General features: G+C 32.3%; 24 protein-coding genes. 21 read left to right on the top strand and 3 right to left on the bottom strand.

Going from position 1 to position 24,096, the window contains the following annotated elements; genetic code table 11:
- The first annotated feature begins 199 nt into the window (after positions 1–199).
- The 10 genes from BUB47_RS02345 (at position 200) to BUB47_RS02300 (ending at position 8,199) form a co-directional block, all read left to right on the top strand.
- Positions 200–1,207: a siderophore ABC transporter substrate-binding protein gene (locus tag BUB47_RS02345; protein WP_073183336.1), complete on the top strand. Its 1,008-nt coding sequence runs from the start codon at positions 200–202 to the stop codon at positions 1,205–1,207.
- A gap of 22 nt (positions 1,208–1,229) precedes the next feature.
- Complete coding sequence (locus BUB47_RS02340; RefSeq protein ID WP_073183335.1) at positions 1,230–2,240, top strand: ABC transporter permease; 1,011 nt, start codon at positions 1,230–1,232, stop codon at positions 2,238–2,240.
- A complete protein-coding gene (locus tag BUB47_RS02335; protein WP_073183333.1) occupies positions 2,237–3,301 on the top strand; it encodes an iron chelate uptake ABC transporter family permease subunit in 1,065 nt (354 codons plus the stop codon). Before BUB47_RS02340 ends, BUB47_RS02335 begins: the two co-directional genes overlap by 4 nt.
- Positions 3,298–4,050: an iron ABC transporter ATP-binding protein gene (locus BUB47_RS02330; protein ID WP_073183332.1), complete on the top strand. Its 753-nt coding sequence runs from the start codon at positions 3,298–3,300 to the stop codon at positions 4,048–4,050. Before BUB47_RS02335 ends, BUB47_RS02330 begins: the two co-directional genes overlap by 4 nt.
- A gap of 231 nt (positions 4,051–4,281) precedes the next feature.
- Positions 4,282–5,334 carry a zinc-binding dehydrogenase gene (locus BUB47_RS02325; protein WP_073183330.1) on the top strand — a complete coding sequence of 351 codons (1,053 nt, stop codon included), beginning with the start codon at positions 4,282–4,284 and terminating at the stop codon, positions 5,332–5,334.
- 140 nt (positions 5,335–5,474) lie between these two features.
- Positions 5,475–5,906 (top strand): GNAT family N-acetyltransferase, encoded by a 432-nt coding sequence (locus tag BUB47_RS02320; RefSeq protein WP_073183328.1) that lies wholly within the window; start codon positions 5,475–5,477, stop codon positions 5,904–5,906.
- A gap of 96 nt (positions 5,907–6,002) precedes the next feature.
- On the top strand, positions 6,003–6,203 hold the full coding sequence (locus tag BUB47_RS02315; RefSeq protein WP_073183327.1) for a YwbE family protein: 201 nt from the start codon (positions 6,003–6,005) through the stop codon (positions 6,201–6,203).
- 76 nt (positions 6,204–6,279) lie between these two features.
- Positions 6,280–6,555, top strand: coding sequence for a hypothetical protein (locus BUB47_RS02310; protein ID WP_083529036.1), 276 nt, complete (start codon positions 6,280–6,282; stop codon positions 6,553–6,555).
- Between the two features lie 187 nt (positions 6,556–6,742).
- Complete coding sequence (locus BUB47_RS02305; RefSeq protein WP_073183325.1) at positions 6,743–7,570, top strand: TraX family protein; 828 nt, start codon at positions 6,743–6,745, stop codon at positions 7,568–7,570.
- 104 nt (positions 7,571–7,674) lie between these two features.
- Positions 7,675–8,199, top strand: coding sequence for an inorganic diphosphatase (locus tag BUB47_RS02300; RefSeq protein ID WP_073183323.1), 525 nt, complete (start codon positions 7,675–7,677; stop codon positions 8,197–8,199).
- Between the two features lie 129 nt (positions 8,200–8,328).
- Here the strand turns inward: BUB47_RS02300 and BUB47_RS02295 are convergent, their stop codons facing one another.
- The gene (locus tag BUB47_RS02295) at positions 8,329–9,096 is read right to left on the bottom strand and encodes an SDR family NAD(P)-dependent oxidoreductase (RefSeq protein ID WP_073183321.1); all 768 of its coding nucleotides are present in this window, start codon (positions 9,094–9,096) and stop codon (positions 8,329–8,331) included.
- Positions 9,097–10,097: 1,001 nt separating this feature from the next.
- Here BUB47_RS02295 and BUB47_RS02290 point away from each other — a divergent pair.
- Positions 10,098–11,159, top strand: coding sequence for a sodium ion-translocating decarboxylase subunit beta (locus BUB47_RS02290; RefSeq protein ID WP_073183427.1), 1,062 nt, complete (start codon positions 10,098–10,100; stop codon positions 11,157–11,159).
- A 13-nt stretch (positions 11,160–11,172) separates the two neighbouring features.
- Positions 11,173–11,301, top strand: a complete 129-nt coding sequence (locus BUB47_RS10140; protein ID WP_268761861.1) for an OadG-related small transporter subunit — start codon at positions 11,173–11,175, stop codon at positions 11,299–11,301.
- A 50-nt stretch (positions 11,302–11,351) separates the two neighbouring features.
- Here the strand turns inward: BUB47_RS10140 and BUB47_RS02285 are convergent, their stop codons facing one another.
- Complete coding sequence (locus BUB47_RS02285) at positions 11,352–12,713, bottom strand: MATE family efflux transporter (protein WP_083529035.1); 1,362 nt, start codon at positions 12,711–12,713, stop codon at positions 11,352–11,354.
- Between the two features lie 212 nt (positions 12,714–12,925).
- On the opposite strand from BUB47_RS02285, the gene yfcC reads away from it, so the two are divergent.
- The 5 genes from yfcC (at position 12,926) to BUB47_RS02260 (ending at position 18,886) form a co-directional block, all read left to right on the top strand.
- Complete coding sequence (gene yfcC, locus BUB47_RS02280; protein WP_073183320.1) at positions 12,926–14,443, top strand: putative basic amino acid antiporter YfcC; 1,518 nt, start codon at positions 12,926–12,928, stop codon at positions 14,441–14,443.
- 1 nt (position 14,444) lies between these two features.
- A complete protein-coding gene (gene iadA, locus BUB47_RS02275; RefSeq protein ID WP_073183318.1) occupies positions 14,445–15,620 on the top strand; it encodes a beta-aspartyl-peptidase in 1,176 nt (391 codons plus the stop codon).
- Between the two features lie 94 nt (positions 15,621–15,714).
- Positions 15,715–16,602: a patatin-like phospholipase family protein gene (locus BUB47_RS02270; RefSeq protein ID WP_073183317.1), complete on the top strand. Its 888-nt coding sequence runs from the start codon at positions 15,715–15,717 to the stop codon at positions 16,600–16,602.
- 178 nt (positions 16,603–16,780) lie between these two features.
- Positions 16,781–17,833: an AbrB family transcriptional regulator gene (locus tag BUB47_RS02265; protein ID WP_073183315.1), complete on the top strand. Its 1,053-nt coding sequence runs from the start codon at positions 16,781–16,783 to the stop codon at positions 17,831–17,833.
- Between the two features lie 93 nt (positions 17,834–17,926).
- Positions 17,927–18,886, top strand: coding sequence for a S41 family peptidase (locus BUB47_RS02260; RefSeq protein WP_073183313.1), 960 nt, complete (start codon positions 17,927–17,929; stop codon positions 18,884–18,886).
- 39 nt (positions 18,887–18,925) lie between these two features.
- On the opposite strand, the gene pcp is transcribed toward BUB47_RS02260, so the two are convergent.
- Positions 18,926–19,591 carry a pyroglutamyl-peptidase I gene (pcp, locus tag BUB47_RS02255; RefSeq protein ID WP_073183312.1) on the bottom strand — a complete coding sequence of 222 codons (666 nt, stop codon included), beginning with the start codon at positions 19,589–19,591 and terminating at the stop codon, positions 18,926–18,928.
- Positions 19,592–19,739: 148 nt separating this feature from the next.
- On the opposite strand from pcp, the gene BUB47_RS02250 reads away from it, so the two are divergent.
- The 4 genes from BUB47_RS02250 (at position 19,740) to BUB47_RS02235 (ending at position 24,063) form a co-directional block, all read left to right on the top strand.
- Positions 19,740–20,024, top strand: a complete 285-nt coding sequence (locus BUB47_RS02250; protein ID WP_073183310.1) for an ArsR/SmtB family transcription factor — start codon at positions 19,740–19,742, stop codon at positions 20,022–20,024.
- A 13-nt stretch (positions 20,025–20,037) separates the two neighbouring features.
- Positions 20,038–22,494, top strand: a complete 2,457-nt coding sequence (locus BUB47_RS02245; RefSeq protein ID WP_073183309.1) for a CoA-disulfide reductase — start codon at positions 20,038–20,040, stop codon at positions 22,492–22,494.
- A 215-nt stretch (positions 22,495–22,709) separates the two neighbouring features.
- Positions 22,710–23,045 (top strand): DUF3784 domain-containing protein, encoded by a 336-nt coding sequence (locus BUB47_RS02240; protein WP_073183307.1) that lies wholly within the window; start codon positions 22,710–22,712, stop codon positions 23,043–23,045.
- Between the two features lie 109 nt (positions 23,046–23,154).
- On the top strand, positions 23,155–24,063 hold the full coding sequence (locus BUB47_RS02235; RefSeq protein ID WP_073183305.1) for an acetamidase/formamidase family protein: 909 nt from the start codon (positions 23,155–23,157) through the stop codon (positions 24,061–24,063).
- The last annotated feature ends 33 nt before the right edge of the window (positions 24,064–24,096 follow it).

The following is a 24,096-nucleotide window of genomic DNA, read 5'->3' as shown; positions in this document are numbered from 1 at the left end:
ATAACTACCAATTAAATTAATAACATAGGAATATGAAGTAGGAAATTGAATTTAAAGATGTATTAATATAAAAACAAAATAGAATAAGGGAGAGATGATACATAAGAATATATAAAGCTGTGATTTTTTAATTAAATATTATCGGATAAATAAGAAACAAAAAATTTGCTTGTTATCAAGTATATTAAGGAGAAATTATATGAAAAAGAATAAATTTTTAAAATTAACAGTATTGACGATGGCTTTGATGGTATTTCTAGTAGGTTGTGGAAAAGCGAATAATGGTTCTAAAGATGCTGAAATAGAACAACAATCCGTAGAATCAGTAGTAATAAAAGATATTCATGGAGAGGTTACAGTTCCTATAAATCCCAAAAATGTAGTTGCACTGGACAATAGAACTTTTGAGACACTATCTGATTGGGATATTAAATTGGCAGCTGCACCAAAAGGTGTAATGCCGAAAGACTCACCATATGTAAAGAATGAATCTGTTCAGGATATTGGAAGCCACAAAGAACCTAACCTTGAAGTTATTGCGGCAGTAGATCCTGAGCTTGTAATTGTTGGACAGAGATTTAGTAACTACTATGAAGATATAAAAAAACTTGTTCCAAATGCTGTAGTAATTGACCTTAGCTTTGATGTATCAGGAGAAAATGGGGCAGCAGGCGAGAGTTTAGTAAATGGTCTTAAAGATTCAACAATTGCATTGGGACAAATATTTAATAAAAATGATGAAGCAGAAAAATTAATAGAGAATTTTGATAAGTCGATAGAAGATGCTAAGAGCGCATATAATGGGACAGATAGGGTTATGAGTATTGTAGTTTCCGGTGGAGAGATTGGTTTTTCAGCACCTACTTCAGGACGTGTTTGGGGTCCAATGTATGAAATTTTTGGATGGAAGTCAGCATTAGACGTTGATGGCTCTACCTCTGACCATAAAGGTGATGATATTTCAGTAGAGGCAATAGCACAGAGTAATCCGGATTGGATATTTGTACTTGACCGTGATGCGGCAACTTCCTCATCTGAAGATGCAGTACCTGCTCAAGATGTAATAGATAATTCACCTGCTCTTAAAAATATAGAAGCTGTTACTGATGAACATATAGTGTATGCACCAAATGATACCTATACAAATGAATCAATTCAAACTTATGTAGAGTTATTTGGAGATTTGACAAATTCTTTAACGAAATAAAAATAAGATAAGGGAGAGTACATTGCTAAAAAATGTAATGGAAAAAGATATCGGGGCTGATTTAATTCAGCCCCAAAATAATAAAAATAAAATATGGACAAAATCTTTTATATTTGCAATTACTGGGGTGGTTATTCTAGGAATTATTTCTCTATTTACTGGAGTTTATGATATAAGGGGACAAGAAGATGGAATAGATATGTTTTTTATAACTCGAGTTCCAAGAACAGTAGCCTTGATGTTGACGGGAGCGGCAATGTCAATTTCAGGATTGGTTACACAACTTATCACACAAAACCGACTAGTTGAACCTACTACCACAGGAACTATTGAATGGGCGGGTTTAGGGCTTATTTTCGTTTATTTGCTTTTTCCAGCACCTTCTTTAGTGTTGAGAATGACTGGTGCTATTATATTTTCATTTATAGGAACTATGATTTTCTTTTTATTTTTAAGAAGAGTAAAACTTCGCTCATCTTTAATTGTGCCGATTATAGGGATGATGCTTGGAGCAGTTGTTTCAGCCTTTTCAACTTTTATAGGACTTGTTTTTCAAATGACTCAAAATATTGAAACTTGGTTTGTAGGTTCTTTTGCTCCGATTCAGATTGGTAGATATGAATATTTATGGTTAATTGTCCTAGCTACAATTTTGATTTTTCTATATGCCGATAGATTGACTTTAGCTGGGTTGGGAGAAGATGTAGCAACTAGTTTAGGTGCAAACTACAATAGAATTGTAATTTTAGGTACTGGACTTATTTCACTTACAGTAGGTGTTGTTGCAGCAGTAATTGGGAATTTACCGTTTTTAGGATTAATTGTGCCAAATATTGTTTCAATGTATAGAGGAGATGACTTGAGAAGTAATCTTCCATGGGTATGTGTCTTGGGAATGGGAGTAATTACACTTTGTGATATTATTTCTAGGACTATTATAATGCCCTTTGAAGTTCCGGTTTCCCTAATACTTGGAACCGTAGGATCAGTAGTATTTATTATAATACTATTGAAGCAACGGAGGTTAAAATGAGTGAAGTAGTATACAAAAATAAAGATAATATAGAAATTGATTTAAGCTGTAACAGTAAAGATAGAACTGCCGGTGCCTTTCAAACGAAGAAAGCAGAGAGAAGGTATTGGATATTACTAATTGGACTTATTGCATTAGGGTTGATATTTTCCTATGGGCTTTTAGTTTATAATAATCCGGTTTCGGTTAATTCACCTTCATTTATTCCAGTTGTAAAGAGAAGATTAATTGCGTTAGCTTCAATGCTAGTTGCGGCAACTTGTCAAAGTCTATCTACAGTTGCATTTCAAACCAGCACTAATAACAGAATTATAACACCTTCACTTTTAGGATTTGAGGCACTTTATTCAACAATACATACTAGTACAATGTTCTTTGGTGGAATTGGTGTGTTTGTAAATTCGAACAGTGTTCAATCCTTTGTATTTCAAGTTGTAATCATGGTTATAATGTGCTTGATTCTCTATGGTTGGTTGCTTTCAGGAAAGTATGGCAATTTGCAATTAATGCTCTTAATTGGAGTTATTCTTGGAACGGGATTAAAATCAGTTTCATCATTTATGCGTAGACTGCTTGCACCATCTGAATTTGATGTACTACAGGCAAGATTATTTGGCTCTGTAAACAATGCGGAAGTTGAATATTTTCCCATTGCAATTCCAATTGTAATAATAACGGCAATACTACTTTTAGCATATTCTAAAAAACTAAATGTACTATCACTTGGAAGGGATACCAGTATTTCACTAGGAGTGAATCATCAATTCGGAGTAATTTATGCACTTGTATTAGTTTCTATATTAATGTCAATTTCAACGGCATTAGTTGGACCACTGACTTTTTATGGATTTTTAGTTGCAACACTGACATATCAAGCGGCAGCCACATATGACCACAGATATGTTTTTCCAATGGCACTGGCCATAGGTTTTTTAGTAATAACAGGGGCATATTTTTTTATGTATCACGTATTTAATGCACAAGGTGTAGTTTCCATTATTATTGAAATGTTTGGAGGAATAACTTTTTTAATAGTAATGCTTAGGAAGGGAACTTTATGATAAAAATTGAAAATGCTAGAAAAAATTACAATTCTGAGGTTTGTATAGGACCTTTAGATATAAAGATACCAAAAGCCGGAATAACATCTTTGATTGGGCCAAATGGAGCCGGAAAATCTACAACACTTCTAATGATAGGCAGACTTTTAAATATGGATGAAGGTCAAATAGAAGTGGCAAATTTAGATGTATCTGTATCTAAGTCGGAAGACTTAGCTAAGGTATTAACTATTTTAAGACAAGAAAATCACTTTGTAACTAGACTTACAGTTAGACAATTAGTTGGATTTGGTCGCTTTCCATATTCAAAAGGTAGATTGACTAAGAAAGATGAGGATATAATTTCTAAATATATAGATTTTTTAGATCTGACAGAATTGGAAAACAGATATTTAGACGAACTTTCAGGTGGGCAGAGACAGAGGGCCTATGTGGCAATGGTACTATGTCAAGAAACGGAATATGTCTTATTAGACGAGCCCTTAAATAATTTAGATGTGGCTCGTTCTGTGCAGATGATGGGTCACTTAAGACATGCGGCAAATGAATTTGGAAGAACTATCCTAACCGTTATGCACGATATAAATTTTGCCGCCAAGTATTCAGATAGAATTTGTGCTATGAAAAATGGAGAAATCGCAGCTTTTGGCACTACTAAAGAAATTATGGAGCCAGAACTATTATCGGATATATTTGAAACCAATATAGAAATTATTGATGGACCACATGGACCAATAGCAGTATATTAAATGTTGAGATGTTGAGAGTATAGACTCCCTAACATTTTGCTTTAATATTGCTTAATAAATAAAAATTTAATATTGAAATATCTCCTATAAAGTGCTGTTTAAATTCTATTGTTAACTTTTAAGTTAAAGGGGGAATATATTATATAGTGTGACATATAGAATTGAGTGTGACTTATACTTAATTTTAAAAATATTCTAAGTAAAAGTTAAAAATATGGGAGGATGAATATCATGAGAGGTTTTGGCGTTATAACCACTGGAAAAGCTGGATGGATGGAAAAGGAAAGACCTGTAGCAGGGCCATTAGATGCAATTGTTAAACCTATAGTTTTAGCTCCTTGCACAAGCGATGTGCATAATTATCATGGTGGAGCAGGGCCAAAAGAAAATTTAATACTAGGTCACGAAGTAGTAGGTGAAGTAGTAGAAGTAGGAGATATGGTAACTAGGTTTAAGCCCGGAGATAAAGTTGTAGTTGCAACTACTACACCTGATTGGTTGGCTTTGGGAGTACAGGAAAAATATAATGCTCACGACTCAGGACCTTTAAAGAGTTTTAAGTTTACTTCTTCAAGAGATGGAGTTTTTTCAGAGTACTTTCTTGTAAATCAAGCAGATGCAAATATGACATTTTTACCTGAAAATGTAAAGCCGGAAGCGGCACTTATGGTTGTAGATATGATGTCAACTGGATTTCATGGAGTTGAATTAGCAGAGATAAACTTTGGTGAAAATGTTGTAGTTATTGGAATAGGTCCTGTTGGACTTATGGCCGTAGCAGGGTCAGCACTGCGTGGTGCTGGTAAAATTATGGCAGTTGGAACTCGTCCTGATTGTGTGAAAATTGCAAGAGAGTATGGAGCCACAGATATAATTAACTATAAAGAGGGCGACATTTTAGATCAAGTTATGGAGCTTACTAATGGTGAAGGTGCAGATAAGGTAATTATAGCCGGAGGTAAACCAGAATCTTTCACTAAGGCAGTACAAATGACACGTGCCGGCGGAATTGTTTCAAACCTTGTGTTTTGGGATGCCATTGACGTGCTAAGTATTCCTGCACCGGCTTGGGGACTTGGAATGAAAAATGTTGATATTCGTGGTGGATTTTGTCCAGGTGGAGCATTGAGAATGGAAAGACTCTTAAATGTACTTGAAAATGGACGTTTAGATACAACTAAGCTAATTAGTCATCGCTATGAAGGATTTGACAAAATTGAAGATGCATTTTATCTAATGGATGAAAAACCAAGAGATTTAATTAAACCAGTAGTGTTTATATAATATATTAAAACTTTCAAACCCTAAATCAGACAGTTTAGGGTTTGATTTTTTAAATATGATATTTTTATTGGAAGTATGTATTAAAGAATGGTAATATTATGTAAGATTAAATATATAATTTATCATTAAGAGGTGAAAAGATGACTTGGGTTTGCAAAACTTTTAAAGAACTATCTACAAAAGAGCTATTTAATATTTATATGGAGAGAGTAAAAGTATTTATTGTAGAACAAAAGTGTGCTTATAGAGAAGTAGATGAAGATGATTTAATTGCTCTTCACTTATATAATACTAAAGACGGAAGAATAACTTCCTATTGTCGTATAATTCCAAAATCAAATGGCATTTACATAGGAAGAGTTTTGGTAGTGGAAGAGGAAAGAGGAAGCGGAGAAGGTAGAAAATTAGTTGAAAGAGCTTTAAATCTTATAGAAGAAAAGTGGGCTGGAAAGAGTATTTATATTGGAGCGCAGGAGTATTTGAAAAATTTTTATAAGACATTGGGTTTTATTGAAATAGGAGAGCCTTATTCAGATGAAGGCGTAATGCACATCGACATGGTTAGAGAGTAAATAAAAACAATAAGGGTCATTAAGATTAAATACAATGGAACGAAGACACTGGAAACGGAAAAATTGGTTTGAAGAAAATATAAGGGGAAGTAAAAAATGAATCCAAAAGAAAGAAAAAATATAAAAGTAGGCTTACATGTAAATATTATTCAAAAACAGGATCAACGAACAGGAGTTAAAACTGAAGGGATTGTGGAGCGTTTATTAACTAATTCGTCCAGTCATCCCCATGGAATCAAAGTGATGATTGAGGGTGGAACAGTTGGGCGTGTCTGTGACATACTGGAAAGTAAGTAAGTTTAAAGAAAAGCATAAGTGATTATTAAATTTATAGATTGAATTTTTAATACTATAAATATAATGGAGGAATATAGTGAAATTAAGGAAGATACCGGTACTTACTTTTTTGTTGGGAATAGTGTTATTAATAATTTCAATGGTAGTTCCCTATAATGCCTTTGAATTTATATTAGGTGAGGGTATAAGACCTGTTGGTTTAGTTACAATAATTATAAATCCAATACTTGGGGCAATAGGTGCTGTAATCAGTATTGCAACTAAGAGATGGGGATTTTTAATTTTAAATGTTGCACTGTTTTTTAATTTTTTTATAATAATGACAATAGGATATGCAATTTTGGGACCTTAAGTTTTTTAAGGTCTTATTTTTTATTTTAAATAGGGCTAAACTTATAGTATTATCTGAAGTATTAATACGAGATAATTAGAATATGAAATGGAATATAGGAATTAAGAAAATTTTTATATCACCTTTAGAAAATCTTTAGAAATATATTGTAATATAGGTTTAAGTTAATTATTAATTGGAGGTTAGAATGGAAAAGAGTAATAAATTGGAAAAATATAGTAAACTGCCCTTAAGCGGTTTTTCTTTAAAAATTATAGGAATTATATTAATGGTATTTGACCACATACATCAAATGTTTTATTTTGCAGGTATTCCAACTTGGTTTACGATGCTTGGAAGATTGGTAGCGCCCATATTTATATTTTTGTCATCAGAGGGTATGAGATACACGCATAGTAGATTAAAATACATTAGAAATTTGGCATTTGGTTCAATATTTATGACTTTTATGACAACAATACTTCAAAGAGTACTACCTAGTGAAGAGGGCGTTATGTTAATGAACAATATTTTTGGAACCATGCTTTCAATAGCAGTGTGTATAAGCGTAATTGACATAATAATTTCAGGCTTTAAAAATTCTAACTGGAAAAATTTAATAGTTGGATTTTTGTTGTTGGCATTGGTTTTAATTTATAATTTTACATCTATGTATTTAATGGCTGTACCTGTTGTTGGAATTTATATTGTATTGGCAATACCATCTTTTTTCATGGTAGAGGGAGGTCCTGTATTTGTAATACTTGGGATTATTCTATACTATTGTAAGGGAAATAAAGTATTGCAAATAACTACAATAGCAGCAGCATCAATAATAAGTACAGGATTTTGGGCAAGTGGCTTTGAATTTAACAGTTTATTTAGCGAAAATATTCAGTGGATGATGATATTTTCTGCAATTCCAATAGCTCTTTACAATGGGAAAGAGGGCAAGAAAATGAAAAAGTTTTTCTATGTGTTCTATCCCGCCCATATAGCTGTGCTCTATATAATTTCAGTAATGATTTTTAAATAAGTAAAATTTAAAGTAAATTATTTTACTTATTCTTTACACATTACGGCAATTGCAGAGAAAATATTGTGATATACTCTATCTAAGAAATTAATGGAGGTTTAAATATGAATATTTGGCACGATATTGACAGCAGCAGAATAACGCCTGACAATTTTTTGGCTTTAATTGAAATTAGCAAGGGCAGCAAAAATAAGTATGAACTGGATAAAGATACGGGAATGTTAAAGTTAGATAGAATACTATATACTTCAACTCACTATCCGACGAATTATGGATTTATTCCAAGAACCTATGCACAGGATAATGACCCTCTTGATGTACTAGTACTTTGTTCTGAAAAAATTTTACCAATGACATTAGTGGAGTGTTACCCTATAGGAGTGGTAATAATGACAGACGAAGGTTATTATGATGAAAAAATAATTGCAGTTCCGGTAAACGATCCAAGTTATAATAAAATCAAAGACTATACTGAAATTCAAAGACATATTATAGATGAAATCATGCACTTCTTTAGTGTATATAAAGAATTGGAAGGAAAGGAAACTGCAGTGGACATGATTAAAGATGCTACTGAGGCAAAGAAAATCATAGAGACATCAATAGTTGAATACAACAATAAATTTTAAAGTTAGAAACTTAGTAAAAATGAAATAGATAATTCTATTTCATTTTATGTCTTTTATTTCTAAATTTATATAAAATATAAAAAATCTCTATTTCAATTTGAAATAGAGATTTTAACTTTTTGTTAATACTTAAGTTAATGACAGTCCGCCATCAACAACTATAAATTGTCCTGTAACATAGCTAGAGGCATCTGATGAGAAAAATAGTATAGGACCGTTTAGTTCATCAAGTTCGCCAGGTCTACTCATAGGATTTGCCGCACTGTATCCCTGTAGGAAAGCATCAGATTTAAACAGTGTATCTTCTGTCATTTCTGATTTAAATAGTCCAGGTCCAATGGCATTTACAGTTATGTTGTACTTACCGTAGTAAGTTGCCATAGCTTCTGTTAATCCAACAACAGCTTTTTTTGAAGCGTTGTAGGAGTGTCTTACAAACACCTCACTCTTATCTGATATAACTGCATTAATGGAAGAGGTATTAATAATTTTACCATATTTATTTTCAATCATATTTGGAAGTATATATTTTGACATAAAATATATACCTTTAACATTTATATCAAAGGATTTATCCCAATCTTCTTCTTTTAAATTTACAACATCTCCATGAACTGCTATACCGGCATTGTTAAATAATATATCAACTCTTGGGAAATTATCAAAGATTATTTTTGATGCTTCTTTTACAGAGTCTTCATTTGAGACATCACATTTTACTGCTATAGCTTTTACACCAAGACCTTCAAGTTTTTCTTGAAGTGTTTGAAGTTTTTCTAATCTTCTTGCTAAAATTGCAACATTAGCACCTGCTTTTGCATAGGCAATTGCCGCATTTTCACCGATGCCACTTGAAGCACCTGTAACTACTACATATTTTCCAGTTAAATTGTACATAATAACCTCCTAATTATAATTTTGCTCAAGGATATTATACCATTGATTTAGAGTTTTATATATTAATTAATTAAACTTTTGTTTATTAATGGATAATTAATATATAAAAGATAAGAATGTAAAAAATATGTAAATTTAGATATGAATGAGGATAATTTATTGTAAAGGTATATGGCAAATAGTATAATAATTCCATAAAATAGTGAAAAAATTACATTATGGAATTATGAAGAAAAATTTTATAAAAATAAAGGGGTGAATATATAATATTTTAAATTTATGTAAAATATTTACAAATGAAATTTTTTGGTTTATTAAATAGTAGTGAAGTTAAAATAATTGTAAAAGTTTTTTAGATGTTTTTATCATAAAATTAGATCTAAATATGAACTTGCCAGCCTAGATTGATGCTATAATAGTAACTGCAATTATAAGGAATGCTGCTAATTTAAAAGATAAAAAACTGCCAGTGAAAAATTAGTGGAGCAGGTGAGGTTTTTAATATTTTTCTTAGTAAAAACTATTATGAACTAGAAATTTGAGGGTTAATTGAAATAGTAAGAGGTTGATTAAAATTTTAGTGGTTTAAATACTTGCTTTGAAATTTACGGTATAGTTGTAGTATTTAAAAATATAACTAGGTACCTATTACTTGCTATGATAGTTAAAATTTTATAGCTATACAGTGAGTAAAATAACTTATGTAATACTTTAGAATAGTTACAGTAAAAATATTATAAGAGCAGTTTTAAAACTCAATTTGCAATTTTATTAATAAGTAGATTTATTAGCTATTATAATACTGCTGTTCTTATAAAAATATGTATTTACATGCCAATTTACTAGTTTAGGATTCAAAGAAAATTTATAATGTGTAATAGTTGAAATACTTATTATTGTTTGGACAAAAACGATTATTATTTAAGGAGGATTTATAGTTGGAAGGATTATGGGATGGATTACTTGTAGGTGTGCGAAGCTTACAATTTAATCAAGTTATTATGTTTTTAATTGGAGGGCTTTTAATATACTTAGCTATAGAAAAAGAGTACGAACCTTCATTACTTTTACCTATTGGATTTGGAGCAATATTGTGTAATATACCTCTATCTTCAGCAGTAGGTGAAACCGGATTTTTAACCATTTTATACAATGCGGGAATTTCAACAGAGTTGTTCCCAGTATTAATATTTATTGCAGTAGGTGCAATGATTGACTTTAAACCGTTAATTGCAAGTCCGTTTATGTTGTTTTTTGGAGCAGCAGCACAATTTGGAATATTTGCAACTATGATGTTTGCACTTGCAACAGGTCATTTTTCACTACCGGAAGCAGCTTCAATAGGAATTATAGGTGCAGCAGATGGACCAACTTCAATTTATGTAGCAAAGGAATTTGCTCAAAATTACCTTGGACCAATTTCAGTTGCAGCATATTCTTATATGTCACTTGTTCCTATTATACAACCACCGGTAATTAAACTGCTTACTTCTAAAAAAGAGAGAAAAATTAGAATGAAGTATGCGCAAGTTCACGTGCCAAAGGTTGTGGAAATACTATTTCCAATAGTTATTACTATTATTTCAGGAGTTATTGCTCCAATGAGTGTGGCTTTAATAGGAGCACTTATGTTTGGAAACTTAATTAGAGTTTGTGGAGTGTTGGAGAGATTATCACTAACTGCTCAAAATGAACTTGCAAACCTGGTAACAATATTACTTGGAATTACTATAGGTTCTACAATGTCTGCAGATGCGTTCTTAAATACATCAACACTTATGATTATGGGAATGGGATTAGTTGCTTTTATATTCGACACAGCAGGTGGAGTTTTATTTGCAAAGTTCTTAAACTTATTCTTAAAAGAAAAAGTAAATCCTATGATTGGTGCAGCGGGAATATCTGCATTTCCAATGTCAGGTAGAGTTGTGCAAAAAATAGCTACAGAAGAAGATCCGACAAATTTTATACTAATGCAAGCTATGAGTGCCAATGTAGCTGGTCAATTGGGTTCTGTAATAGCTGGTAGTATGATATTGGCATTAGTACCATTATTTATGTAAGTGGAGGAAGATTATGGACGCTCTATTAATGAAGCAAGGATTAGAAGTTGCCGTACTTGGATTGGCAGGAGTATTTGCAGTATTAATACTATTTTATATTTCTGTAAAAGTAATGTTGGTAATTTTTAAAAATAAAAAATAATAAATTATAAATAAAAATACCCTTCTAATTTTAGGAGGGTATTTTAAATTTTATTTTAAAGCGTAGGAATTTTTAATTATCCTGTAGAGAAAAAATATTGCTACAATTAAGCTAAGTCCTTCAGAAATAGTAGCTGCAAACCAAATGTTTTCCGCTTTAAAAAAGCGTATTACAAATTGAAGTGCCAGGAAGATAAATACAAATCCTCTGGATAGAGACAGTATAATAGCCGGCTTGGCATGTCCCATTGCAGCAAAGAACCCTCCAATTAACAAGTTAAGTCCAACTATTAAATAGGAAAGAGAATACTTGTGAATACCGGAGTAAGTTATAGATAAAATGTCGAAATCGCTGTTTTCTAAGAAAATTTGAACTATGTCTTTAGTAAAAATATTTACAATTGCAAAGGCAATAAGGCTTAAAATAATTGCTATTGTAATGGCAAAAATTAAAATATTTCGATAGGATTTTTTATCTCCTTTACCATAGTAAAAGCTAACCAGTGGTTGCATTCCCTGTGTTAGTCCGGACATAGTTGCAAGTATAAACAAAGTTATATAGGAAATTACAGTATAGGATATTAAAGACTTCTCGCCTAGAGTAGATGCCAAAAAGTTATTAAACAACAAAATAATTAAACTGGTGGACATTTCATTTAAAAAGTCACCAAGTCCTAAGGGTATAACCTGTTTAAGTAAATTTGGTTTCAGTTTTGTCTTTACGATTTTCAACTTTGACTTTCCAAATATAAAGTGAAATAGAAATACAACACATGAGAGAACTTGTGCAATTCCAGTTGCAACAGCAGCTCCTATAATTCCCCAGTGAAATATTGCTACAAACAAGTAGTCCAGTAGAATATTAGTAAGCCCCGAGACAATTACTCCAACAGTTGCAAGTATTGGGAAACCGTCAATTTTTACCATGACTTCTAAATTGTAGGAGACCATAAAAAATATACAGAAGTAAAGTATTACTGACAGGTATTGCCTTACAAAAACTTCAGTGTATTTAGTTGCTCCTAAAAATTCAACTATTTGTGGTAAAAAAACTTTAAATGAAATTGTAAGTACTATAGAAAATAAAATAAGTATTCCCAGTACTGAAGAAAAAACTTCACTGGCTTCTTTGTTTTTATTTTTTCCCAAGAGTATTCCAACTATAGTTGAAGTTCCAACTCCAAAGATAATGGCCAGTGCAAAAAGTGAATTTACAAAGGGCATTGCAATATTTACAGCTGAAAATTCAACTTCTCCAACATAATTTGCTATAAAGTAGCCATCTACCATAGTATAAAAAGAAAAGACCCACATTGCCATAATAGAAGGTATTACAAAGCGAAAAAATGTCTTTATAAGTGAAGAAATATTAAAACCCCCTGTCATTATTTTAAAATATATTACTACATTCATTTTAACATTTATATTAAAAAAAGGAAATTTTACTAAAGTTGTATTGTTTAACAATATAAATAAATGTACAAAATAAACACAGTATTATGCTTAGTGACCAAAATTATTATAAGTTAGTAAAACAATTTAAGAAAAGAGGAAAATGTTGTATACTATAAAAAGACAATAATTATCTACATATTTATTGTTAAAAGAATAAGGAGGATCAAAAAATGAAAGAACAAAAAAACAAAGAAATTAAGATGGTAGACACCTTTGTTATTATTTTCTTTGTTGTGTTAGCAGCAGCGCTTTTAACATATGTTGTTCCAAAAGGTTCATTTGAAACAGAGGAGATTAGCTATACTTTAAATGATGAAGTAAAAACTAGAACTGTAATAAAAAATGGAACCTTTGAATATGAGAGAGATGAAGCAGGTGAACCACTAAGAGATGGAGTCAAAGTTTTTGGAACAGATGCCGACGAAAAGCCTGGATTTTTAAACTATATGTTTGAGGGAATTGTTTCAGGAGATAGGTCTGGAAGTGCTATTGGTGTAATCGCTTTCATATTAGTAATTGGTGGCGCATTTCAAATAGTTATGAGTACGGGAGCTATTGATGCTGGAATAATGAGAATGATTACAAAATTAAATGGAAAAGAAGCCATATTAATACCCATATTATTTTTACTTTTTTCTCTTGGAGGAGCAATTTTTGGAATGGGAGAGGAGTCCATACCTTTTGTAATGATTGTAGTTCCAATGGTTATAGCCATGGGATATGATGCTATTGTAGGGGTAATGGTCACCTATGTGGCAACTCAAATCGGATTTACCACTTCATGGATGAACCCATTTTCAGTTGCAATAGCACAGGGAATTGCACAAGTTCCGGTTATGTCAGGAGCTGGATTTAGAATTATTATGTGGATTGTATTTAATGTTGTAGCTATTACATTTACAATGCTATATGCTAGGAAAATTAAAAGAGATCCTAAAAAATCACTTGCCTATGAATCAGACCAGTACTTTAGAGATGATTTAGAGAAAGGTAAAAGTGTTGAGCAGGACTTTAAGTTGGGACATAAATTAATAATTTTAGACCTTGTTTTAGTAATGATTTGGGTTATTTGGGGAGTAGTTAAAAAAGGTTACTATATACCGGAAATTGCCAGTCAATTTTTTACAATGGGTTTAGTAGCAGGAGTTATAGGAATTATATTTAAATTAAACAACATGACTATGGATGGTGTGGCGAAGTCATTTAGAGATGGAGCTAAGGACTTATTGGGGCCTGCTTTAGTAGTTGGTATGGCTCAAGGTATTATTTACGTACTAGGTGGTACAGACCCTACAAGCCCAACAGTTTTAAATACTATTTTACAATCAGCTTCAGGATTAATTGCGGGACTGCCTGCTGCTATATCAGCATGGGTTATGTTTGTATTCCAGTCAATATTTAACTTTTTTGTAGTTTCAGGTTCAGGACAAGCCAGTCTTACAATGCCAATAATGGCACCACTTGCAGATTTAGCAGGAATTACAAGACAAGTCGCAGTATTGGCATTTCAACTAGGTGATGGACTTACAAATATTATAGTGCCAACATCCGGACTTTTAATGGCAGTACTTGGAGCGGCAAAAATAGAGTGGATTAGTTGGGCTAAGTTCCAAATTAAATTTCAAGTACTACTATTTGTACTTGCTTCAGTATTTATGTTTGTAGCAGTAGCTATAGGATTTGTATAAAATGAAAAGCACTTTAAAACTAATTAAAAATGCTGAGATCTACAGTCCCAAATATCTGGGGAAGAAAGATATTTTAATAGGTGGTAGAGAGATTTTAGCAATTGGAGATAATTTAAAAATTGATAGCAGTGTTGAGCATGAAACTGTTGATTTTAAAGGGGATTATTTAATTCCAGGACTAATAGATAACCATGTTCATATAATTGGAGGTGGAGGTGAAGGTGGATTTAAACTTCGCACTCCGGAAATTATGTTGTCAGATATTACATTAGCAGGAGTTACTACAGTAATAGGAGTTCTTGGCACAGATGGAACGACCAGAACTATGACAAATTTATTGGCAAAGGCAAGAGGGCTTGAAGAAGAGGGTATTACTACTTTTATTCAAACAGGCTCCTATGAAATTCCAGTTAGAACTATAACAGGTTCAATTGTAGATGATATTATTTTAATAGATAAGGTAATAGGAGTAGGAGAAGTTGCACTTTCAGATCATCGTTCAACTTGTCCTACATTTGAAGAGCTGGCAAAAGTTATATCTCAAGCCAGACTTGGAGGAATGCTAAGTGGTAAGGCAGGGGTAGTAAATGTTCACATGGGAGATGGAACAGATATGTTAAGTCTTATTTATGAAGTTTTAGATAGGACTTCAATTCCAATAAGACAAATTGTTCCAACGCATATGAATAGAAACCCTCAGCTATTTTCCGAGGCAATTAAATATGCAAATATTGGTGGTTTTGTAGATTTTACTACAAGTACTACTGAGGTATTTTTAGCCGAAGGAGAAACTAAGTGTTCTAAAGCTATGGAAATATTTTATAGAAAGGGAATACTTGACAGAGTTACCCTATCGTCAGACGGTCAGGGTTCACTTCCTGAGTTTGATGGAGATGGACATATGACGGGAGTTGGCGTTGGAGAGGTAAAGAGTATTTTTAAAGAAATAAGAGATTCTATAGTTGAAGAAAAAATACCTTTAGAAGATGCCATAACTGTAGCTACTAAAAATACAGCAGAACATTTTAAATTAGATAGAAAAGGCGAAATAAAAGTTGGAAATGATGCTGATTTACTTCGTTTAGATGAAAATTATAATATAGTAGATGTATATGCAATGGGAAATACATTAGTTAAAGATAAAGCTCCCGTTGTAAAGGGAACCTATGAAAAATAGGAGTTGCTTGTGCAACTTCTTTTTTTTGTGTTATAATTTTCAATAATATATAAGAATCTTTAACTAAAAGATTTGAAATGTTAGAGGTGGTAATTTGAAAAATTTAGAAACGAATGTAAAAGATACAGCACTTATTTTTGAAGGCGGTGGAATGCGTGGAGTATTTACAGCTGCCATTGCCAATGTATTAAATGAAAAGGAAATATTTTTTGACTATGTAGCCGGAATATCAGCAGGTTCAAGTAATACTGTAAACTATATTTCAAGAGATGCTGAGAGGACAAAAAAATCCTATATTGACATTGTAGATGATCCAAGTTTTGGAGGACTTAAAACTTTTTTAAAGGGAGAGGGCTTTTTTAATTCGGAGTATATTTATGAAAAGTGGGGAAAATTTGATGGAGCAGCTCCATTTAATATGGAAAATTTTCTCTTAAATCCGGCAAAATTTAAAATAGGTACATTTAATATAAATACTGGAGAGACAGTATATTGGGGAAGAGAATATGCAAATACGATTGATAGGCTTATGAGAATAGTTAGAGCTTCATCATCTATGCCATTTTTCATGCCTAAGACAGAAATTGAAGGAGAAATGTACTATGATGGAGGATTAAATGGTGGAATACCATTGGATATTGCAAAAAAAGATGGATACAGCAAGTATTTTATAGTTAGGACTAGAAAAAAAGACTATAGAAAAGTTCCAATGACTAAGAGAGAAGATTTATTGATAAAGACATATTTTAAGAAGTATCCCAAAGTATATGATGCAATGGCAGTTAGATACGAAAAATATAATAGTACTTTAGAAAATATAAACCAGTTGGAAAAAGACGGGAGAGCACTTGTAGTCTATCCTGAAGAGATGTTTGTTGAAAGTAAAGATACTGATAGGAAGAAGTTAACAGAGATGTACAACATCTCTTATAGTCAGGGATTAAAAGAAGTAGAGAAGTGGATAAGTTTTTTAAATTTATAGTGCTAAAATTTTGAAAAACACAGTATAAATGCAGTGGAATATCCAATTTGAAAGTAAAAAGTTATATAATAATATTAATAAAATAAATGAGAAGTATTTTTAGAGTTTTAATTATTTTTATTAAATTACTTTAAAAAGTAAATAATTGTTATTAGTATTTTAAATTGGAGGTTTTTCTATGCAACTTTTAATTACACTTTGTATTGCACTTGCTTGTGGATTTTTGCTATATAAATTAAAAGTTCCCGGTGGAATGATGGTTGGAGCAATACTTGGTTCGGCAATTTACAATATACTTACAGATAGTGCCGTATTTCCTGCTGAGGCTAAGTTTTTAGCACAGGTTATAGCCGGAGCATTTATTGGATCTGGAATGAATAGAAGTGACTTAGTAAGGCTTCCAAAACTTATAAAGCCCATTTTAATATTACTTTTAAATTTAATAGTGATAAATATTGTACTGGGAATATTAATTTGGAATATAAGTGATTTAGACCTTTTAACTTCTCTTATGAGTGTAGTTCCCGGAGGGATGAGTGACATTCCACTAATAGCAGCTGATATGGGAGCCAATACAGGAGTTGTGGCAACATTACAATTTGTCAGAATGAGTGTGGGAGTAGGATTATTTCCAATACTAATTCAAAAATTGGATACTAAACTATCTCATGAAAAGCCAAAAAAATCTGAAGAGAATAAAAAAGGCTCAAATATAAAAATAAATAGAGAGTACAACTATAGACACTTAGCTATAACACTTTGTGTGGCGCTAGTTGGTGGATACATTGGAAAGAAGTCTGGTGTTCCCGCAGGTATACTTGCATTTTCAATGATTAGCGTACTCATATTAAAACTTACAACAGGAGTTGGCAATTTGCCACTTGAACTTAAAAGACTGGCTCAAGTTTTATCTGGAGCTTACATAGGAGTGGGAATTAGAGCCAGTGATATTGCGATTGTGAAGACGCTGTTATTGCCGGTACTGCTTATTATATTATTTTACTTATTAAATTGTCTGTGGACTGGATTTGTTTTAAATAAACGTTGTAATTTTGAGAGAAAGGAAGCCCTGCTAGCTGCAACTCCGGCTGGAGCCAGCGATATGGCGCTTATTTCTTCAGATATTGGAGTGGACAGCGTTGATTTAATAGTAATGCAAATTGTTAGAATGATAGTAGTAATTTCAGTATTTCCTCAAATGGTTTCACTGGTAGTAAATATTCTACAGTAATAATAAAATTTTAGAAAATATTTAGATTCTGTTTAGAATTTATTTATCTTTGAACTTTATAATATAAGTAGTACTAAAAAGGAGAGGATTGTAATGAGGAGTATATATTTAAGAAAGGGAATAATCTTAACACTTTTATTGGCTATGGTGTTGGGAATGACATCAATTGTCTATGCAGAAAAACAAGAGACAAAAATATCTGCAGAAGAATATGGTAAAAAGGCAATTAATATAATGAATAAGAATGGACTCTACAGTAATACTAAAGAGTGGGAAACTGCTAAAGAGAAAGCGTTAGAAGATTTAAAGCACACAAAAACCTATGAAGATACATATCCTATCTTAGAAAAGGCAATTAAAGTTGCAGGTGGGAAACACTCATCAGTTTCAATAAAACCAACAGTTGACACTTCAAAAGAAAAAACTGAAAAAGAGTATCCAAAGTCTTCATATAAAAATAATATACTTACGCTAAAAATGCCTAGCTACATGGGAACCAGTGAAGAGGGGCAAAAATATGCAGACACTTTGGCAAATGCAATAATAACCAGTAAAAACTTAAAAGGAGTAATAGTAGATCTTTCAGAAAATGGTGGAGGAGATATGGGTCCTATGCTTGCAGGTTTGGCGTCGCTACTGCCAGATGGAGATTTAATGTACTTTGAAACAAATAAAATTACTTCACCTGTAAAATTAGTAAATGGTCATATAGTTGGTGGTGGAACTCCAACTAGAGCAAAAGTGGGGCATATTAAAGTAAGTGTTCCCGTTGCAATAATAACTGGAGAAAAAACTGCAAGTTCTGCTGAGGCAACACTTGTATCTTTTATGGGTCTTGATTATGTAAAGACATTTGGAAAGCCGACTGCAGGGTATGCAACAGGAAATGTAGTAATGCCTTTAAGTAATGAAGCAAAGCTTATATTAACTACATCAAGAGATAAAGCTAGAACTGGAGATGTTTTTGACGAGAATCCAATTAAGCCAGATGTAGTAACTGAAAAACCTTATGAAGAAGCAGTTAAGTGGATAGAAGAACAAATAAAGAATTAGATAAAATGAAAAAGAGACTTTAAACAGTCTCTTTATTTTTTATACTGAAAAGTCAAAAAAATAACTTTTCTTTTTTGTATCAATATTTTTAACTGGTTCTTTAATAATTGTTTCTATAGAAATTTTAAGAGCTCTACAGATTTCTTCAGTGGTCATACTTGGAGTGTTTGGCTTATTTACTACCTGTGTTTCTAAATAGGGTACGTGAATAAACCCACCTATTATACTATTATATTCCTTATTTTTATTTATAAAGTAGAGTAGTCCATACATAATGTGATTACAGACATAAGTGCCCGCAGAGTTTGAAATATCGGCAGGAATATTTTCAGATTTTAAATTTTCAACAATTTTTTTAATGGGTAGTTTTGAAAAGTAAGCATTTTCACCATCTTTAAAAATGGGAACGTCAACTGGCTGCATGCCTTTATTGTCAGGTATTCTAGCATCATCAATATTTATGGCAACTCTCTCAGGAATAATATTGGCTTGACCACCGGCTTGGCCTATACATAAAACTATACTTGGATTAAAATTTTCTATGGCTTTAATTAAAATATCAATGGAGTCTTCAAATATAACGGGAAGTTCAAGTTTTATAATGTTATAGTCAAGAATTTTGTCGGGAAGCAGCTTTATGGCTTCATAACCTGAATTGACGGTTTCACTGTCAAAGGGTTCAAATCCTGTAATTAAAAGGTTCATAAATATCTCTCCTCATCATTAATATACTAGATAATAAAATTTTACTATTAAAAAAAATAAATTCAAGTAGACAATTAAAAACATTTAACTTGACTTGAATATCAATATATCGTAATATTACAATATATTGATATAAGGAGTAGTATAAATGGATATGAAAAAAGATTACGATCTTTTAAGAGAGCGAGCAGAGTTGTTAAAAGTATTGGGACATCCTGTGCGCCTTTGTATAGTTAGAGGACTTTTAAACGAGGGAGAAAAAAATGTGGGAGATATGCAGGAGTGCTTGGAAATTCCACAGTCTACAGTTTCTCAGCACTTAGCCATATTAAAGTCAGCAGGGATAATAGATAATTCAAGACAAAAAACAGAAAACTATTATCACATTTCAAGTCCGTTGGCAAAAGAACTAATAGAAGTACTATTTAAATAAAGGAGAATGACTGATGAAAAAAACTATTGTAATTGTGGGTGGAGTTGCCGGCGGGGCAAGTGCTGCTGCGAGACTTAGAAGAATAAGTGAAGATACGAAAATTATAATGTTTGAGAAGGGAGAGTTTATATCCTTTGCAAATTGCGGTCTGCCATATTATATTGGCGGAAGTATTGTGGAAAGGGACGCTCTACTTGTTCAAACAGTTGAGGGAATGAACGAGAGATTTAATATAGACATAAGAAATTATAGTGAAGTTAAAAGTATAGATAGAGAAAATAAAAGTGTTTCAGTTTTAAATATAAAAGAAAATAAAATTTATGAACAAAGTTATGACGTGCTTTTACTTTCTCCGGGGGCAAGTCCAATTAAACCACCTATTGCAGGGCTGGAAGATTCAAAAAATGTATTTACACTTAGGAATATTCCAGATACAGATGTGATAAAAGACTTTGTAGATAATAAAAAACCGAAAAGAGCTACAGTTATAGGTGGCGGATTTATTGGTGTTGAAATGGCTGAAAATTTAACAGAGCTTGGAATTAAAGTTACATTAATTGAAGCAACTGATCAAGTTATGGCTCCTTTTGATACAGAAATGGCGGCAATAATTCACAATCATTTAAGAGAAAATAATGTGGATTTAATTTTAGGTGATGGAGTAAAACAATTTGAAGAAGAGGGAAGAGTAATAGTAACCTCCAGTGGAAGAAAGATAGAAACTGATCTGACAATTATGTCAATAGGAGTTAAACCAGATAGCCAAATTGCTGTAGAAGCAGGCTTAAAAACAGGAAAAAAAGGGCATATTATTGTAGATGAACACATGAGAACTTCTGATGAAAATATATTTGCAGTGGGAGACGTAATAGAATTTAAGGACTATATATTTAAAGAGCCAATGTCTCTTGCTCTAGCTTCACCAGCAAATAGACAAGCTAGAATTGCAGCAAATGTAATCATGGGTAAGGAAGATGTCTACAAGGGATTTTTAGGTTCATCAGTGGCGAAAATATTTGACCTTACAGCAGCTTCAACTGGGTGGAATGAAAAGAGACTTAAAGCAGAAAATAAAAATTTTGACAGTGTTACTGTAGAGTTAAATAATCATGCCGGATACTATCCTGGAGCAGAGCCAATTCACTTAAAAGTGCTATATGAAGTACCAACAGGCAGAGTGTTAGGTGGTCAATCTATAGGGGCTTTAGGAGCTGAAAAGAGAATAGACGTACTTGCAACGGCAATTCAGGCAAATATGACTGTAGATGATTTAACTGACTTAGAATTATCTTATGCGCCACCTTACTCTTCAGCAAAAGACCCGGTAAATATGGCGGGATATGTAGCACAAAATAAATTAGAAAGTACTTTAAAAGACGTAAGTGTCTTGGAAATAGATGAGATAGCAAAAAATGAAAATGCATATGTAATTGACGTACGAGAACCTGAAGAAGTAATACTGGGAACTGTGCCGGGTGCAGTAAATATTCCAATGGAGGACTTAAGAAAAAAAGTTGATGAAATTCCCAAGGACAAAGATATATATATAACTTGTCAAGTTGGAAGGAGAGGCTATTTTAGCTGTAGAATTTTAGATGGCTTGGGAGTAAAAGCAACTAACTTAGCCGGAGGTTATTCACTTTACAGAGAGCAATATGGAATAACCAGTAGCAGTGAAGAATCAAATCAACTTGAAAATTTAAATGTGTCTTGTGCAGATAATCCGGATATATTAAAAAAGGACTTCAGTATAAATAAATCAGTTGATGCAAGAGGATTACAATGTCCTGGACCAATAGCCGCAACTTATAAGGCACTAGAAGAGCTAAACGATGGAGATATTCTTGAAGTAAAAGCTTCAGAACCTGGATTTAAAAGAGATATTGGTGCATGGAGTGAAAAAACCGGCAATAGATTAGTGAGTTTAACTAAAGAAGACACTTACTATAGGGCAATAATATCTAAGGGAAGGCAAGAAGTTAAGACTTTAGATACAAAGAGCAAAGATGGTGCTACAATGGTAGTATTTTCAGGGGACTTAGATAAGGCAATGGCATCTCTAATAATTGCAACAGGAGCTGCTTCAATGGGAAAAGAAGTTACGATGTTCTTCACATTTTGGGGCTTGAACATCCTTAGAAAAAAAGGTGTAAGTGTTGAAAAAGACAGTATGGAAAAAATGTTTTCCATGATGATGCCTGAAGGAATAAGTGAATTAAAACTTTCAAAGATGAACATGGCCGGAATGGGAACTACAATGATGAAAAAAGTTATGGATGAAAAAAACGTAGACTCTCCTGAAAAACTGTTAAAGCAAGCTAGGGAAATGGGTGTAAATTTAGTGGCTTGTGCAATGAGCATGGATATTATGGGAATAAAAGAAGAAGAGTTAATTGATGGAGTAGAAGTTGCAGGAGTGGCGACCTACTTGGCAAGAACAGAAGAAGCAGGACTTAATTTGTTTATATAAACAATCAACATGGAAGAATAAAGCCTTAGTTTATTGTTTTAACTGTAATTAGAAGTGCAAAGGGTAGTGTTAATTATGCTGTTTTTCATAATTGTAGTTGTTTAAATAGTATAATAAATTCTTTGTTTGCCACAGGATTTTAATATAATTTGCTATAATAAATATTATATTGTATAAATAGTATAGTAGCGAAATTAAAGTAGGTGGAGAAAAATATGCAAAATATTGGATTTATAGTAAATTGTTTTACACTAGTGTTTTTAATTATATTTCTATTGGCTCTATTAATTTTAAGGGAAAAGGCTGTAATGTTTATAAGAACCTTTAGTGAACTTCCTAAAAATCAAAGAGACAAGTACAATAAAGTAGAAATAATTAATGACTTTAAGAGAAATATAATTTACTCTATAATATTTTTAGCAATAAGTTCTCTGATATCTTATTTTATTTCATCAAAAGTGGGAGTAGTACTCTTTGCGATTTGGATAGTTGTATATTTTATAAATAATATATATTTTAACAGAAATTTTAATAAATATAGAAGTGAATAAATAGTATAGAGAGTTGTGATTTTTCACAACTCTTTTTCTAAAAGAAGATATTTAATGTATAATAAGTTTAAAGAGTATTGTTAAATAAATTTTAGTTTAAGGAGGCAATATGGAAAAGTTATCTAGAGAAAATGTAATCTACAATTTTGAAAATGGAATGAGAGAAAGTTACAGAGTAAAGGAAAATGAAATATTCACTGTAGAAACCTGTGACTGTTTTCACCAACAGATTACAAGTGAAGAACAAGTTTTGTTAGAAATAGATATGGACATAGTAAATCCGGCAACTGGACCTATTTATGTTGAAGGTGCCAAAAAGGGCGATATATTAAAAGTTGAAATATTAGATATTAAAGTTGCAGATAAGGGAGTTAGTGCGGCAATACCAGGCTCAGGAGGTCTTCCTGAAGAATCAAGAGATGCAATTGTAAAAGTAATAGAAATAAAAAATAGTAAGGCCAATTACTTGGGAAAAGAAATTCCAATAGTTCCAATGATTGGAGTAATTGGAGTTGCACCTAGTGAAGAAAGTGGAGTTTGGGGAAGTCACACTCCATATAGACATGGTGGAAATATGGATACTAAGACTATTACTAAGGGAACAACGCTTTATTTTGACGTTGCTCAAGAAGGAGCTATGTTGTCTCTGGGAGATTTACATGCTGTAATGGGAGATGGAGAACTTTGCTTTACAGGACTTGAAATTCCGGGAGAAGTGGAACTGAAGGTCTCAGTCATAAAGAGTAGTAGAGAGCTGGGTTGGCCGGTGCTGGAGTCAAAAGATAAAATTTCTATAATTGCCTCTGGAGAGACACTGGAAGACGCTATGAAAGAAGCTGCCAGTGCAGGAGTTAAGTTTATTAGCGAGGCTTTAAATGTCACATGGGCAGAAGCTTATGTCATGGCAAGTTTAGCACTTGACCTTAAAATTTCACAAGTTGTAAACCCAATGAAAACCATAAGAGCAGAAATTCCAAAGTATATTTTAAGTATGGAGAAACTTTTAGAGGACAAGTAAAATCAGTATAGTAGGTTATTAAATATATAGAAT

The organism is Anaerosphaera aminiphila DSM 21120, from assembly GCF_900129925.1.
GTDB classification, from domain to species: domain Bacteria; phylum Bacillota; class Clostridia; order Tissierellales; family Peptoniphilaceae; genus Anaerosphaera; species Anaerosphaera aminiphila.
This window is presented reverse-complemented; position numbering and strand designations above follow the sequence as displayed.

Coding starts and splice junctions, on each gene's coding strand:
- BUB47_RS10140 (WP_268761861.1), top strand. CDS start 11,173: ATGGACGCTCTATTAATGAAGCAAGGATTAGAAGTTGCCGTACTTGGA.
- BUB47_RS02300 (WP_073183323.1), top strand. CDS start 7,675: ATGAATATTTGGCACGATATTGACAGCAGCAGAATAACGCCTGACAAT.
- BUB47_RS02345 (WP_073183336.1), top strand. CDS start 200: ATGAAAAAGAATAAATTTTTAAAATTAACAGTATTGACGATGGCTTTG.
- BUB47_RS02320 (WP_073183328.1), top strand. CDS start 5,475: ATGACTTGGGTTTGCAAAACTTTTAAAGAACTATCTACAAAAGAGCTA.
- BUB47_RS02245 (WP_073183309.1), top strand. CDS start 20,038: ATGAAAAAAACTATTGTAATTGTGGGTGGAGTTGCCGGCGGGGCAAGT.
- BUB47_RS02305 (WP_073183325.1), top strand. CDS start 6,743: ATGGAAAAGAGTAATAAATTGGAAAAATATAGTAAACTGCCCTTAAGC.
- BUB47_RS02290 (WP_073183427.1), top strand. CDS start 10,098: ATGTTTTTAATTGGAGGGCTTTTAATATACTTAGCTATAGAAAAAGAG.
- yfcC (WP_073183320.1), top strand. CDS start 12,926: ATGAAAGAACAAAAAAACAAAGAAATTAAGATGGTAGACACCTTTGTT.
- BUB47_RS02240 (WP_073183307.1), top strand. CDS start 22,710: ATGCAAAATATTGGATTTATAGTAAATTGTTTTACACTAGTGTTTTTA.
- BUB47_RS02315 (WP_073183327.1), top strand. CDS start 6,003: ATGAATCCAAAAGAAAGAAAAAATATAAAAGTAGGCTTACATGTAAAT.
- BUB47_RS02285 (WP_083529035.1), bottom strand. CDS start 12,713: ATGAATGTAGTAATATATTTTAAAATAATGACAGGGGGTTTTAATATT.
- BUB47_RS02295 (WP_073183321.1), bottom strand. CDS start 9,096: ATGTACAATTTAACTGGAAAATATGTAGTAGTTACAGGTGCTTCAAGT.
- BUB47_RS02335 (WP_073183333.1), top strand. CDS start 2,237: ATGAGTGAAGTAGTATACAAAAATAAAGATAATATAGAAATTGATTTA.
- BUB47_RS02250 (WP_073183310.1), top strand. CDS start 19,740: ATGGATATGAAAAAAGATTACGATCTTTTAAGAGAGCGAGCAGAGTTG.
- BUB47_RS02260 (WP_073183313.1), top strand. CDS start 17,927: ATGAGGAGTATATATTTAAGAAAGGGAATAATCTTAACACTTTTATTG.
- iadA (WP_073183318.1), top strand. CDS start 14,445: ATGAAAAGCACTTTAAAACTAATTAAAAATGCTGAGATCTACAGTCCC.
- pcp (WP_073183312.1), bottom strand. CDS start 19,591: ATGAACCTTTTAATTACAGGATTTGAACCCTTTGACAGTGAAACCGTC.
- BUB47_RS02330 (WP_073183332.1), top strand. CDS start 3,298: ATGATAAAAATTGAAAATGCTAGAAAAAATTACAATTCTGAGGTTTGT.
- BUB47_RS02325 (WP_073183330.1), top strand. CDS start 4,282: ATGAGAGGTTTTGGCGTTATAACCACTGGAAAAGCTGGATGGATGGAA.
- BUB47_RS02265 (WP_073183315.1), top strand. CDS start 16,781: ATGCAACTTTTAATTACACTTTGTATTGCACTTGCTTGTGGATTTTTG.
- BUB47_RS02235 (WP_073183305.1), top strand. CDS start 23,155: ATGGAAAAGTTATCTAGAGAAAATGTAATCTACAATTTTGAAAATGGA.